14 protein-coding genes and 1 tRNA gene are annotated in these 13,403 nt (G+C 65.5%); 3 read left to right on the forward strand and 12 right to left on the reverse strand.

Annotation, left to right across the window (positions count from 1 at the left end; all coding sequences use genetic code 11):
- Positions 1–83: 83 nt before the first annotated feature.
- From CFB24_RS08360 to CFB24_RS08390, 7 genes are all read right to left on the reverse strand, one after another.
- Positions 84–1,709 (reverse strand): NAD(P)-binding protein, encoded by a 1,626-nt coding sequence (locus tag CFB24_RS08360; protein WP_244593226.1) that lies wholly within the window; start codon positions 1,707–1,709, stop codon positions 84–86.
- Positions 1,710–1,719: 10 nt separating this feature from the next.
- Positions 1,720–2,742, reverse strand: coding sequence for a thiamine pyrophosphate-dependent enzyme (locus tag CFB24_RS08365; RefSeq protein WP_088520160.1), 1,023 nt, complete (start codon positions 2,740–2,742; stop codon positions 1,720–1,722).
- Between the two features lie 11 nt (positions 2,743–2,753).
- Positions 2,754–4,016 carry a pyruvate ferredoxin oxidoreductase gene (porA, locus tag CFB24_RS08370; protein ID WP_088520161.1) on the reverse strand — a complete coding sequence of 421 codons (1,263 nt, stop codon included), beginning with the start codon at positions 4,014–4,016 and terminating at the stop codon, positions 2,754–2,756.
- A gap of 9 nt (positions 4,017–4,025) precedes the next feature.
- Positions 4,026–4,619, reverse strand: coding sequence for a 2-oxoacid:acceptor oxidoreductase family protein (locus CFB24_RS08375; protein ID WP_088520162.1), 594 nt, complete (start codon positions 4,617–4,619; stop codon positions 4,026–4,028).
- Between the two features lie 314 nt (positions 4,620–4,933).
- Entirely contained in the window at positions 4,934–5,284 is a 351-nt protein-coding gene (locus CFB24_RS08380) for a hypothetical protein (protein ID WP_141098391.1), read from the reverse strand.
- Positions 5,285–5,493: 209 nt separating this feature from the next.
- A tRNA-Ile gene (locus CFB24_RS08385) sits at positions 5,494–5,569 on the reverse strand.
- 61 nt (positions 5,570–5,630) lie between these two features.
- Complete coding sequence (locus CFB24_RS08390; protein WP_088520164.1) at positions 5,631–6,059, reverse strand: acyl-CoA thioesterase; 429 nt, start codon at positions 6,057–6,059, stop codon at positions 5,631–5,633.
- Between the two features lie 74 nt (positions 6,060–6,133).
- Between CFB24_RS08390 and CFB24_RS08395 the strand changes: the two genes are divergently transcribed.
- Positions 6,134–6,520, forward strand: coding sequence for a DUF6632 domain-containing protein (locus CFB24_RS08395; protein ID WP_088520165.1), 387 nt, complete (start codon positions 6,134–6,136; stop codon positions 6,518–6,520).
- 41 nt (positions 6,521–6,561) lie between these two features.
- Here the strand turns inward: CFB24_RS08395 and thiC are convergent, their stop codons facing one another.
- Entirely contained in the window at positions 6,562–8,397 is a 1,836-nt protein-coding gene (thiC, locus tag CFB24_RS08400) for a phosphomethylpyrimidine synthase ThiC (protein ID WP_088520166.1), read from the reverse strand.
- A 250-nt stretch (positions 8,398–8,647) separates the two neighbouring features.
- Between thiC and CFB24_RS08405 the strand changes: the two genes are divergently transcribed.
- On the forward strand, positions 8,648–9,100 hold the full coding sequence (locus CFB24_RS08405) for a DUF3775 domain-containing protein (RefSeq protein ID WP_244593225.1): 453 nt from the start codon (positions 8,648–8,650) through the stop codon (positions 9,098–9,100).
- Between the two features lie 86 nt (positions 9,101–9,186).
- A complete protein-coding gene (locus CFB24_RS08410) occupies positions 9,187–9,570 on the forward strand; it encodes a hypothetical protein (protein WP_088520167.1) in 384 nt (127 codons plus the stop codon).
- A 10-nt stretch (positions 9,571–9,580) separates the two neighbouring features.
- Here CFB24_RS08410 and CFB24_RS08415 read toward each other — a convergent pair whose 3' ends face one another.
- The 4 genes from CFB24_RS08415 to CFB24_RS08430 form a co-directional block, all read right to left on the reverse strand.
- Positions 9,581–10,087 (reverse strand): DUF992 domain-containing protein, encoded by a 507-nt coding sequence (locus tag CFB24_RS08415; RefSeq protein ID WP_088520168.1) that lies wholly within the window; start codon positions 10,085–10,087, stop codon positions 9,581–9,583.
- Positions 10,088–10,155: 68 nt separating this feature from the next.
- Positions 10,156–11,751: a sulfate adenylyltransferase subunit CysN gene (gene cysN, locus CFB24_RS08420; RefSeq protein WP_088520169.1), complete on the reverse strand. Its 1,596-nt coding sequence runs from the start codon at positions 11,749–11,751 to the stop codon at positions 10,156–10,158.
- Position 11,752: 1 nt separating this feature from the next.
- Positions 11,753–12,658: a sulfate adenylyltransferase subunit CysD gene (gene cysD / locus CFB24_RS08425; RefSeq protein WP_088520170.1), complete on the reverse strand. Its 906-nt coding sequence runs from the start codon at positions 12,656–12,658 to the stop codon at positions 11,753–11,755.
- Complete coding sequence (locus tag CFB24_RS08430; protein WP_088520171.1) at positions 12,655–13,401, reverse strand: phosphoadenylyl-sulfate reductase; 747 nt, start codon at positions 13,399–13,401, stop codon at positions 12,655–12,657. The genes cysD and CFB24_RS08430 overlap by 4 nt, the downstream gene beginning before the upstream one ends.
- Positions 13,402–13,403 lie beyond the last annotated feature (2 nt).

Here is a 13,403-nt window from a genome sequence, read left to right on the forward strand (position 1 = left end):
CTCTCGCTGGGGCGCGTGGGAAACGCGCGCCCTAACCGAAACGGACGGAGCCTCGCCGGCGTTCCAACGCCCGGCGATGCGCGTCAGATTTCCTCCGGCGCCATGGCGATCGCGCCGCAGGGACATTCGCTGGCGCAGAGGCCGCAGCCCTTGCAGAAGTCGTAGTTGAACTTGAACCCCTGCCCGGGGCCGAGCTTGATCACCGCATTGTCCGGGCAGACGCCATAGCAATTGTCACATTCGAAGCAATTGCCGCAGGACAGGCAGCGCCGCGCCTCGTAGAGCGCGGTGCTCTCGTCGAGGCCGCGCACCACCTCCTCAAAAGTCGATGAACGCCGCGCGATTTCCAGCGTGGGACGCACGGTTTGCGGCGCCTCGCCGTAATACCAGCTGTTGAGTCTTTCGAAGCTGGCGAGTTCGTGCTTCGGCCCCGGCGTGTAAATCCCGCCGCGCAAGAACGCGTCGATGGCGCGGGCGGCTTTCTTGCCGTGGCCGACCGCCACTGTCACCGTGCGCTCGGAAGGCGCCATGTCGCCGCCCGCGAAAACGCCGGACGCGCCGGTCATCATATCAGGGCCGACCTTGACCACGCCATTCTCGATTTCGAGGCCCGGCACGCCGTCGAGCAGCGACAGATCGACATCCTGGCCCAGCGCCAGCACGACGGAATCGGCCTCCAGCGTCTCGAATTCGCCGGTCGGCTGCGGGAAGCCGGTCTCGTCGAGCGTCATCTTTTCCACGGTGATCGAGCCGGCCGCGACGTGCTTGATGGTGGACAGCCACTTCAACATCACGCCTTCTTCCAGCGCCTCCTCCAGCTCGAAATCATGCGCGGGCATTTTCTCGCGGGTGCGGCGATAGACGATGATGGCTTCCTCGGCGCCAAGGCGCTTGGCGGTGCGGGCCACGTCGAGCGCGGTGTTGCCGCCGCCATAGACCACGACGCGGCGGCCGAGCAGCGGTTTCTCCTCGCCCTCCATCGAGGCCAGCACCTGCACGGCGTCGAGGATTTTCGTCGCCTCGCCCGCCGGGATGTAGGCGCGCTTGGCGATATGGGCGCCCACCGCCAGAAAGGCCGCGTCAAAACCGCCCTCGGCCATGGTCGCCTGAAGGTCGGAGACTTTTTGATTGTACTCGATGCGCACGCCGAGATCGCAAATGCGCGCGACTTCGGCGTCGAGCACGTCGCGCGGCAGCCGGTATTTCGGGATGCCGAACCGCATCATGCCGCCGGGGGCGGGGCCAGCCTCCTTGATCGTGACGGCGTGGCCCAGCAGCGCGAGGTGATAGGCGGCGGACAGGCCCGCCGGCCCCGCGCCGACCACCAGAACCTTGGTGCAGGTTTTGTGCCCGGGCGGCGTGAACTTCCAGCCCTTGGCCAGCGCCATGTCGCCCAAAAAGTGCTCGACGGCGTTGACGCCGACGGCGGCGTCGATGGCGCCGCGATTGCAGGCGGTTTCGCAGGGGTGATAGCAGACGCGGCCCATCACGGCGGGCAGCGGATTGTTTTGCGTCAGCGCCCGCCACGCGGCTTCGTAATCGCCGGCTTCGGCGAAACTCAGCCAGCCCTGAATGTCCTCGCCGGCCGGGCAGGCGGCGTTGCAGGGCGGCAGGCGCCGGACATATTCGGGCCGGAACGTCCGCCACGATCCCGTGTGATTGGCCGCCGACGAGCCGACGTCCAGAGTGATCGCGAAATCATGATCCATGGCCATCGCCTCACGCTTCGTCGTCGCCGAGCAATCCGTAATCCGCGATATGGGCGTCGCAGATCGCCTGCAGTCTGGCGACGCGCGGATCGTCTTCCCCGTTGCGGAACAGATGCGCGTAACGCTTTTGCAAAATCAGATAGTCGCGCACCGGAATCCGCCGCCGGATTTTGCGCGCGGCGGTGATGCGGCCGTGCTCGGCCTCGAAGATCGGGTAAAGCCCGCATTCCACCGCGAGCCGCGCCAGCTTGATCGTATCGGACGAGGGCGCGCCCCAGCCGAGCGGGCAGGGCACGTTGATCTGGATGTAGCGGGCGCCGTGGATGCCCATGGCCTTGATGACCTTGCGCTCCAGATCGTGCAGGTCGGCCACTGTCGCGGTGGCGACATAGGGAATGTTATGCGCCACGGCGATTTTCGGCACGAATTTGCCCGTGCCGAACACATTGCCCGGCTCCGGCCCGAGCGCCGGGGTGGTGGCGGTGCGCGCGGCGGGCGGCGTGGCGGAGGAGCGCTGCACCCCCGTGTTCATGTAGCCCTCATTGTCGTAGCAGATGTAAAGCACGTCGTCGTTGCGCTCGAACATGCCGGACAGGCATTGAAAGCCGATGTCGGTGGTGCCGCCGTCGCCGCCCTGCGCGATCACCCGCGTTTTCTTGCCCTTCACGCGCATCGCCGCCGCGACCCCGGTGGCCACCGCCGCCGCATTGCCGAACAGCGAATGCAGCCAGGGCAATTGCCAGGACGTTTCGGGATAGGGCGTGGTGAAGACTTCGAGACAGCCGGTGGCGTTGACGGCGATCATGTCGTTGCCGGTGGCGCGCATGGCCGCGTCGATGGCGTAGCGGGCGCCGAGCGCCTCGCCGCAGCCCTGGCAGGCGCGATGGCCCGAGGTCAGCGCGTTGCTGCGCTCGGGCGAGGACTGCACCGCGCGCTCTGCATCGGCGACGAGGCGGTTGCCGACGGTGAACGTGCCCTTTTGATAATATTTGAGGGACGGCGCCGGATTTTGGGCGTGCGTGCTGTCCGTCATGATTTTCTCCCTCAACCCGGCGGCAGATGGCTCGCCAACGCGAGCTGTTTCAGGATGTTTTCGGCGGTCGAGCCGGCGCGCCGCACCTTGCGTCCGCGATGGATTTCGCGGCCGACCACGCGCTCGTTGAGGTCGAGGAAGAACGGCCCGATCCAGGGCGCGTGGACGGCGTCGTGGAACAGCTTTTTCAGGGATTCGCGGGTGATGGGCCGCCCGCCCAGCCCGGCGATGGCCGAATGCAGTTTGGGCCGGTCGCGCAGGTTGCGCAGCGCGCCGTCGGTGTTGTCGGCGAGCGGGCCGCCGACGCCGACGGAAATGCACTTTTCCACCACCACGACATGCTTGGCGTGTTTGAGAATGTCGCGCAGCGCCTCGACCGGGAAGGGGCGGTAGGACACCAGCGCGACCGCGCCGATCTTCTCCCCCGCGTCGCGCATTTCGTCGATCACATCCTTGATGGTGCCGACCACCGAGCCCATGGCGACGACGATGGTTTCGGCGTCGTCCGTCCGATAGGGCCGCAGCAGGCCGCCCGCCGCGCGCCCGAAGGTTTTGGCGAAATCCTCGCAAAATTCCGGGATCAGCCGCAGCGCCTGCCGCTGCTTGTAATGGGCGAGAAACCGCACTTCCGTAAAAGCCTCGGGACCGACCATGGCGCCGATCGAGGCGGGATTCTCGGGGTCGAGCACCTGAACGGGATCATAGGGCGGCAGGAAGGAATCCACCTGCGCCTGATCCGGGATGTCCACGCGCTCGAAGGCGTGGGTGAGAATGAAACCGTCAACGCAGACCATCGCCGGCATCGACAGCTCCTCCGCCAGCCGGAAAGCGATGATGTGCAGGTCGACCGCCTCCTGGTTGTTTTCGGCGAACAGCTGAATCCAGCCGGCGTCGCGCATCGACATGGCGTCGGAATGGTCGTTCCAGATGTTGATCGGCGCGCCGATGGCGCGGTTGCCCAGGGTCATGACGATCGGCAGGCCGAGGCCGGCGGCGTTATAAACCGCCTCGGCCATGAACAGCAGGCCCTGCGAGGCCGTGGCGGTGTAGACGCGGGCGCCGGCGGCGGAGGCGCCGATCGCCACCGAGAGCGCGGCGAACTCGCTCTCGACATTGATGAATTCGCAATTTTGCAGCGCGCCGGACTTCACCAGTTCGCCCACGCCCTCGACAATATGGGTCTGCGGCGTGATGGGATAGGCGCAAATGACTTCGGGCCGACACAACGCGATGGCCTCGGCCATGGCGTGGGACCCTTCGATCTGTTTCAGCATCGATGCTCCTTACGCAAGGGCGGCGCGTTCGTGACTGGCGTTTTCCTGAGTCCTGACGAGATCGTAAGCTTCGCGGGCGGCGGCGCCGTTGGCGTCTCCGACCTTGCCCGGAAAAGCTTGATGGATGGCGCGTAAAACGCTGTCGAAATGGACGAGGCCGGTCAGTGCGGCGAAGGCGCCGAGCAGCGCGGCGTTGGGCGCGGCGCGCCTGACGTGTTTTAACGCCAGTTCGGTCGCCGGCACGATCACCGCATGGCCCGGCGGCAGTTTGTCCACCAGCGCGCGCAGGTGGAGATCGTCGAATGTTTTGGTGGTGTTGACGATCAGATAGCCGTCAGGGCGCAGGCCGGACGTCACGTCGGACAAGCGCAGCAGGGTGGGGTCCTGCAGAATCACGCAATCCGGATCCTGGATCGGCTCGCGCAGCCGGATTTCCTTGTCGTCGATTCGGCAGAACGCCACCACCGGCGCGCCGGTGCGTTCGGATCCGAAACTGGGAAAAGCCTGGGCGTGCCGCCCCTCCATGAAGCCGGCGACCGAGAGCATTTCCGCCCCGGTGACGACGCCCTGGCCGCCCCGGCCGTGAATACGGCTCTGGAACACTTTTGCCTCCTCCCCGCTGTTTGCCGGTCTTGATCGCCGGTCTTGTCCTCCAACCTGCCACGATCATCGTTCGGACGCCAGAGCAGCGCCTTGACCTGCCGCACGGTTTGCGGCCTGTACCGAACGGGCGCCCGCGCGGCTTGCGTAGGACGCGGACGTTGCGTTTGGGTTGGAGCTTGGGCGGGGCGGGAGTCGCGCCGGCCGTCGAAGCCGTCGCGTCAAAGGAATTGGACTCAAAAACGGGGGGGGCGTCATCGCGATCGCCGTCTCCACAGGAGGCGGCGCCGGGAGTTGGAGCGGGCGCGCCGAACCGGTCAGTCTTTGATCAGCGTGCGCAGGCCCAAAAATCTGGACAACGGCGCGGGGTCGTCGATCAGGGTCACACGAGGCTCGTGATTCCACAGCACCGGGAGATGCAACAGGCTGGAGAGGGGCGTCGGGTTGTTGCGGATGCCCGAGGGCGGAGGCGCGGCCGGGCTGGACTCGTTGAGAATCTGGAGGGCCGTGATCGCCTTGTCCGGCTCCGCTTCGACCGTCACCGAGGTGTTTCCCAGGCGCCTCCGCTCCAGCTTGATGCGGTCGTCCCTGACGACTTTCTTCAAGGCGGCGACGGCGTCGCTGGCCTGTTTTTCAGAGGCGTAGAACTGCGTTATGGTGGTCGGCATGAGGGTGGGCCTTTCGGGCAATTGTTTCAGGACGAGCGTAACGTCGACCGCGCCGCGCGACCGTCGCCGGCGCATGGTCCGCAGTCCCTCAAACGCCGAGATGGCGCGAACAGTTCAGGGATTGCCGCAATTTGATCAAACGGCGACGAATGGGGGAGGGCCGCGTCGCCTGCCGCAGGCGTCGGAGGCTTGTGCGTCGCTGAAAACCGTGGTGGGCCGGGCAGGACTCGAACCTGCAACCAGACCGTTATGAGCGGCCGGCTCTAACCATTGAGCTACCGGCCCCACCGCGCCGACGGCGCGCCGGCGGCGTTCGCACCCGGAGGCGCAAAATAGGATGCGCCTTTTAGACCGAAATCGGAGGCGCTGGCAATATCGCCCCCGATTCCCGCGGGATCGGACGCGGGCGGCCGGCGTCGTCGATGGCGACGAAGGTGAAGGTCGCATCCGTCACCTTCTCCAGCTTGTTGGTGATGAAGCGATTGACCCAGGCCTCGATGTGAATCTTCATCGATGTCCGGCCAATCGACTCGACTGCCGTATAGACGTTGAGCACGTCGCCGACCTTCACCGGGCGGATGAAGGTCATCGTATCGACCTTGATCGTCACCACCCGGCCGCCGGCGCGGTCGACGCCGCAAATGCCGCCCGCCGCATCCATCTGAGACAGCACCCAGCCGCCGAAAATATCGCCGTTGGCGTTGGTGTCCGCCGGCATCGCAATGATTTTTACCGTCAAATCGCCGTGGGGCGCATCCTGTGTCGTCGATTCCATCGTCTCCTCCTGGGATCAGCTTAGCAGATCGACCGGAGAAGACGACGGCCATAGGGAAGGATAGGATGGATCCCATGACCGAAGCAGTACAGCTTTTATTTCTGCGGCTGGCCTTGGCGGCGTGCGGTTTGTTCGCGCTTACGCTTTGGCCGCTCTCCCATTGGTGGCCTGCGGGTTTCTTGTGGCACGAAACGGGCGCGCGCTCGTATTATTTCGAAATGATCTGCGCCGTTTATTTCGTGCTCGGGATTTTTCTGCTGATCGCGGCGCGCAATCCGCTGCAACATCGCAGTCTGATCTGGTTCGCGATCTGGTCCAGCGCCGCCCACGGGGCCGTGATGGCGGTGCAATCGTTCGATCATCCGCCGCACAATCTGGCGCATTTGCTGGGCGACGTCCCGCTGTTGCTCGGCGGGGCCGCCTTGCTCGCGTGGCTGATGCCGCGCAAGTTTGACCGCTGATCCAGTCTAGTCGTCGACTGGATCAGCCAAAGCCAATCGCGTCAGGTTTCCAGATAGAGCTTGCCGCCCTTTTCCAAAAACTCGGCGCTCTTTTCGGCCATGCCCTTTTCGGCCAAATCTTTTTCATTTTGCATCGCGGCGGCTTCCTGCCGCAGATCCTGCGTGATTTTCATCGAGCAGAATTTCGGGCCGCACATCGAGCAGAAATGCGCCACCTTATGCGCTTCCTTGGGCAGGGTCTCGTCGTGGAACTGCTTGGCCGTATCCGGGTCGAGGCCGATGTGGAACTGGTCCTGCCAGCGGAAGTCGAAGCGGGCGCGGCTCATGGCGTCGTCGCGCAGCCGGGCGCCGGGATGCCCCTTGGCGAGGTCGGCGGCGTGGGCGGCGATGCGATAGGTGATGACGCCGGTTTTCACGTCGTCGCGGTCGGGCAGGCCCAGATGCTCCTTGGGCGTGACATAGCAGAGCATGGCGGTCCCGAACCAGCCGATCATGGCCGCCCCAATCGCTGAGGTGATGTGGTCGTAGCCGGGCGCGATGTCGGTGGTCAACGGGCCCAAGGTGTAGAACGGGGCCTCGCCGCATTCGCGCAGCTGCTTGTCCATGTTCTCCTTGATCTTGTGCATCGGCACGTGGCCGGGGCCTTCGATCATCACCTGGCAGCCCTTGTCCCAAGCCACTTTGGTCAGCTCGCCCAGGGTTTCGAGCTCGCCGAATTGCGCGGCGTCGTTGGCGTCGGCGATGGAGCCGGGGCGCAACCCGTCGCCGAGCGAGAACGAAACATCATATTTGCGCATGATGTCGCAAATCTCGTCGAACCGCTCGTACAGAAAACTTTCCTGGTGCTTGGACAGGCACCAGCGCGCCATGATCGAACCGCCGCGCGACACGATGCCGGTGGTGCGGCTGGCGGTGAGCGGCACGTGCTGCAGGCGCACGCCGGCGTGGATGGTGAAATAATCCACGCCCTGTTCGGCCTGCTCGATCAGCGTGTCCTTAAAAACTTCCCAGTCGAGCTTGAGCGCGTCGCCGCCGACCTTTTCCAGCGCCTGATAGATCGGCACGGTGCCGATCGGAACCGGCGCGTTGCGGAGAATCCAGTCGCGGATGTTGTGGATGTTGCGGCCGGTGGAGAGATCCATCACGGTGTCGGCGCCCCAACGGATCGACCACACCATTTTCTCCACTTCCTCGGCGACCGAGGAGGTCAGGGCGCTGTTGCCGATATTGGAGTTGACCTTCACCAAAAAGTTGCGGCCGATGATCATCGGCTCCAACTCGGTGTGATTGATGTTGGCGGGGATGATGGCGCGGCCCGCCGCGATTTCGGCGCGGACGAATTCCGGCGTCACGAAATCGGGTATCTGCGCGCCGAACGATTCGCCGTCGGCGCGGCGCTCGGCGGCGCCCGCCAGCGCGGCTTCGCGGCCGAGGTTTTCGCGGTGCGCGACATAGACCATTTCTTCGGTGATGATCCCGGCGCGGGCGAATTCATACTGGGTGACGAGCGCGCCAACGCCCCGGCGCGGCGCGCGGCGGGCGGGGCAGGGCTCGGCCAAGGCTTCATCGGACACGTTGCCGTTGTCCTCGGCTTTCACCGCGCGTCCCGCATAGGTCTCCAGGCCCTCGCGCCTGGCGAGCCAGCCGTCGCGGATCTGCGGCAGGCCGGTGGCGAGGTCGATATGCGGCTGCGCCTCGGTATAGGGGCCGGAGGGGTCGTAAACCCGCAGCGGCGGCTCGCCGGAGGCGGGGTCGAGCAGGATTTCGCGGAAGGGGATGCGCATGTCGGCGCAGGACGGCGTGACATAGGCTTTTCGCGAGCCGGGCAGCGGGCCGGTGGTGACGCTCGAAGGCTGTCGAGGGGTATGGACGTTCATCGCGCGCTCCCGTGCATTGTTATGGCAGGGAAGATGACGCGGCCTCGCGCTCGCCTCCCTGCGCTGGCATTATCCAGATCAGGTCGATGGGTATGATCTCAGCCGCACGGTGAAAGTTCCGGCAGCACCCCCTGGCTCGAACGATATAGGTAACAGGCTTGCCGGGGCCGTGCAAGCTGAGCGGCGCCGGAACATGACGACGGTCAAGGCGTTTCTTGCGGGTTGCACCCCAATCAGCAGGCGAGGCGGCATGGCCGGGAACAAGATGCGCGTGATCGAGGACGGTCCCAGCGACCTCAACGAGATCAACCCGGAAAAGGTTGGCTATGTCATTGTCAAGGCGCGCGAATTGCTCGCCGAGGACGAGGGCGCGTCCGCCGACGCCTCCAACGCGTCCGACGATGGCGAGCGCGCCATTCTCACCGACAGCGCCGACGCCCCGGTGCGCGCCGAACTGACGCAATATCTCGCCGCGCTGGACGAGGAGGAATCGGCGGCGCTGGTGGCGCTGCTGTGGATCGGGCGCGGCGATTTCGAGCGCGAGGAATGGGCGAACGCCCTGGCGCAGGCGCGCGAGCGGCGCGAGAGCCCCACGGCGACCTATCTGCTCGGCGAACCCTTGCTGCCGGATTATCTGGAGGAGGCGCTGGCCGCGTTTGGCTATGCGCATGAGGACGTGACCCCCGACGAGGAGCGCGAATAGCCCAATCTCTTTTGGGCTGTTGCGTTCCTGCGCTTGTCCGCGCTTGACGCGCGTGCGAAAAGTCAGGCCTCAGGCAAGGCTTGGCTATGAATCAAAAAATTGCTGCTTCTCTGGCGCTTTGCGCGCTGCTCGGCGCTTGCGCCAGCGTTCCCCCCACCGAACCGCATCGCGTCAGCGCGCTCGCCGACGAAAAGGTCAGCGCGGCCAAATTCGGCCGCGACGATTCGGTCTGCAAGGCCAAGGCGAAATCGGTGACCGACGCCGAGGCCGCCGCCGGGCAGGGCGATTTGCAACGCCATTTCGACCAGCTCTATGGCGACTGCATGTTGAACAAGGGCTACGACGTGGAGGAGGTTCGCCGCCGCCACGTCTTCTACGGGGCCTATTACGGACCGGGTTACGATCCGTTCTGGGGGCCGCCCGGCATGTATTATGGCGTCGGCTGGGGATTCCACCGCCACTATTGGTGAAACGCCGGGATCAATCGTCCCAGCGGTCCCAGAACCGGCGCGGACGCGATTCGGGCGCGGGTTTCAGCGTCACCCGCGCCACGCCGGCCGCGACATTGGCGCCGACATGGCCTTCCGCCGACAGCGGTTGCAGCGTGAACACGCGGTTGGTGTCGCCAACCAGCAGATTGACGCCGCCGCCGCCGCCGAACGCGACCTGCGCGCCGAGGCCCGAATAGGAGCCGGCCAGCGCGCCGTGCGGCGCGGCCTGCGCCGGTCCGAGCACCGCCCAGGCGAGCTTGCCGCGCGCGATCGCGCCGATGGTCAGGCCGTAGGCGTCGAGATGGCCCTTGTAATAATCGACGGGGCCGCCGTCGGCCGGCGCGAACACGCAGCGAATGTCCTGCCGCTGCATCACGATCATGGCGATGGCGGCGGAGGTGTCGCAGGTCAGGGCGCCGACCTGAACGCCCTGAGCGGCGGCGGGCAGGGCGGCGCAGGCGGCGGCGAAAGCAACGGCGAGACGAAAGGTTTTCATGGATGCGCTCCAGTAACGAAACGCAGCCTAGCCGATCACGACGCGCCTGAAAACGGGCTTTTTCCGGGCTAAATCCCGGCGCCGTCCGGCGTGATCTCGTCGTCGGATTTTCTTTTGGCGAGCGCCGCGCGGAAGTCGCCATACCAGCCGCGCACCAGCGGTCGGAAAGCGGCGTCGGCCAGCCCGAGCGCGACCGCCGTGGAGGTCGGCGCGCCGAACAGCTTGGCGCCGAGGCCGATCAGGACGCCGCCGCCCAGCGCAGGCAGCAGCTTTTCGCCGAGATTCTGGACCAGCCGACCCCAATCGACGCCGCTCTCCTGCGCGCCGCTTTCGTCCCTGGCGAGCGTCTCCGGCGCGGCCCGGCCCGGCGCGATCATGCCAAAAGCCACGGTCTCGTTGGTGATGCGGTCGATCAGGATGAAGCCGCCGAGATCGCGGTTGTCGCGATAGAGGCTGATCGGGAAGGGGCGGTCGAAGCGCAATTTCGCTTCGGCGATTTCGTTGAGGGCGAGCGGTTTGCCCGGCGCCGGCTCGAACGTGTGGATGTCGATCAGCGCCCGCACCTTGTCGATGCTGGCGTTGGCCGTGCGCGCGCCGAGCTTGACGATATAGGACGCGCCGGGATGCATGTCGGTCTCGGCGGTCCACAGCAGGCGCGCCTCGACCGTCGAAGCCACCTCCGGCTGCTTTTCGACGCTGGACAGGATGTCGCCGCGCGAGACGTCGATTTCGTCGGCGAGCGTGAGCGTCACCGACTGGCCCGCCACCGCGACCGGCAGATCGCCGTCCTGGGTGACGATGCGCGCCACCGTGCTGGCGCGGCCCGAAGGCAGGGCGACGATGGCGTCGCCGGGCTTGACCGACCCGCTCGCCACCCAGCCGGAAAAGCCGCGGAAGTCGAGGTTGGGGCGGTTGACCCATTGCACCGGGAAGCGGAACGGCGCCTCGGCCAGATCGCCGGCGCCGGCCTCCACGCTTTCCAGCCAGGGCAGCAGCGGCTCGCCCTGGAACCACGGCGTGCGCTCGGACAGGCTGGCGATATTGTCGCCGTTGAGCGCGGAAATCGGCAGCGGCGTGATCGAGCGGAAGCCGAGGTTTTTCGCCATGTCGCGATAGGCCGCGACGATTTCGTTGAAGCGGTCCTCGCTGTAATCGACCAGATCCATCTTGTTGATGGCCAGCGCCACGTCGCGCACGCCGATCATCGACACGATGAACGAGTGGCGGCGCGTCTGCGGCAGGATGCCTTTGCGCGCGTCGATCAGGATGATGGCGAGATCGGCGGTCGAGGCGCCCGTCGCCATGTTGCGGGTGTATTGCTCGTGCCCGGGCGTGTCGGCGACGATGAAGGCGCGCTTGTCGGTCTTGAAATAGCGATAGGCGACGTCGATGGTGATGCCCTGCTCGCGCTCGGCGGCGAGGCCGTCCACCAGCAGCGCGAAATCGAGCGCGCCGCCCTGCGTGCCGAACTTTTTCGAGTCGCGGTCGAGCGCGGCGAGCTGGTCCTCGGCGATCATCTGGGAGTCGTACAACATGCGGCCGATCAGCGTGGACTTGCCGTCGTCGACGGAGCCGCAGGTGATGAAGCGCAGCAGGACTTTTTCCTGGGCGGCGGGCGCGGTTTCGGGGGCCAGCGCTTCGGCCTCGGTGACGTGCGCGTTCATGTCAGAAATAGCCTTCCTGCTTCTTCTGCTCCATGGAGGCGGAGCCGTCGTGGTCGATGATGCGGCCCTCGCGTTCGCTGGTTTTCGAGGCGCGCATTTCCGCGATGATTTCGGGCAGGGTGGACGCCGTGCTTTCAACCGCACCGGTGAGCGGATAGCAGCCGAGCGTGCGGAAGCGGACGCTCAATTCCTCAACCTGCTCGCCGGGACGCAGCTTCATGCGCTCGTCGTCGCGCATGATCAGCGCGCCATCGCGGCGCACCACCGGGCGTTTCTTGGCGAAGTAAAGCGGGACGACCGGAATGTCTTCCTTGGCGATATAGTCCCAGATGTCGCTCTCGGTCCAATTGGACAGCGGGAAGACGCGGAACGATTCGCCGGGGCGCTTGCGCGTGTTGTAGAGCCGCCACGGCTCCGGGCGCTGGTTCTTCGGGTCCCAGCGATGCTCGGGCGAGCGCAGCGAAAACACGCGCTCCTTGGCGCGGGACTTCTCCTCGTCGCGCCGCGCGCCGCCGAAGGCCGCGTCGAACTTGTATTTGTCGAGCGCTTGTTTCAGGCCCTGCGTCTTCATCACGTCGGTGTGCAGGCGCGATCCCGAATCGAACGGATTGACGCCAGCCTTGACGCCTTCCTCATTGATATGAACCAGCAGCTCCAGCCCCAGCTCCTTGACGCGCTTGTCGCGGAATTCGATCATCTCGCGGAACTTCCAGGTCGTATCGACATGGAGCAGCGGGAACGGCGGCTTGGACGGATAAAACGCCTTCATGGCGAGGTGCAGCAGCACCGCCGAATCCTTGCCGATGGAATAGAGAAACACCGGCTTCTCGCACTCGGCCGCGACCTCGCGGAAAATGTGAATCGATTCCGCTTCGAGCTTTTGCAGATGGGTGAGCGGCGCGTTCATTGCGCGGCCTCCTTTTCGCGCGTCACGCGGCCCTCGGCGGACACGTGCAGGCCGCATTCCTTCTTGTCCTCGCTCTCCCACCACCAGCGGCCCGCGCGTTCGGGCTCGCCCGGCTGGATCGCGCGGGTGCAGGGCGCGCAGCCGATGGAGACAAAACCCTTTTCGTGCAGCGCGTTGACCGGGACGTTATTGGCTGTGGTGTAAGTCACCACGTCGTCGCGCGAAAAATCGAGCAGCGGGTTGGCCTTGATCAGATTGCGTTCGGCGTCCCATTCGACGAAGCGCAGATGCGAGCGATGCGCGTTCTGGTCGCCGCGCAGGCCGGTGACCCAGATTTTCGCGCCGCTGAGGGCGCGCGAAAGCGGCTCTACCTTGCGGGTTTCGCAGCAGGCCTTGCGCATGGCGAGGCCGTAATAAAAACCGTTGATGCCCTGATCGGCGATCAGGGATTCCAGCGCGTCGGCCTTGGGGTAATAGGCCTTGATGCGCAGCGCGTATTTTTCTTCGGTGCGCTGCCAGACGTCATAGGTTTCCGGGAAAAGACGGCCGGTGTCGAGCGTCACCACGTCGAAATCGACCTTGGATTCGGCGATGGCGTGGGTCACCGCCTGATCTTCGACGCCGAGGCTGGTGGTGAAGACGATGCGGCCGGACACGGCCTTGCGCAGCAGTTGCAAACGATGGGGCAAAGTGGCGGCGGCGAAGGCCGCGTTCAGTTCGTCGATGAGAATATCTTGCGACATGA

This window comes from Rhodoblastus acidophilus (assembly GCF_900187365.1).
GTDB classification, from domain to species: Bacteria; Pseudomonadota; Alphaproteobacteria; order Rhizobiales; family Beijerinckiaceae; genus Rhodoblastus; species Rhodoblastus acidophilus.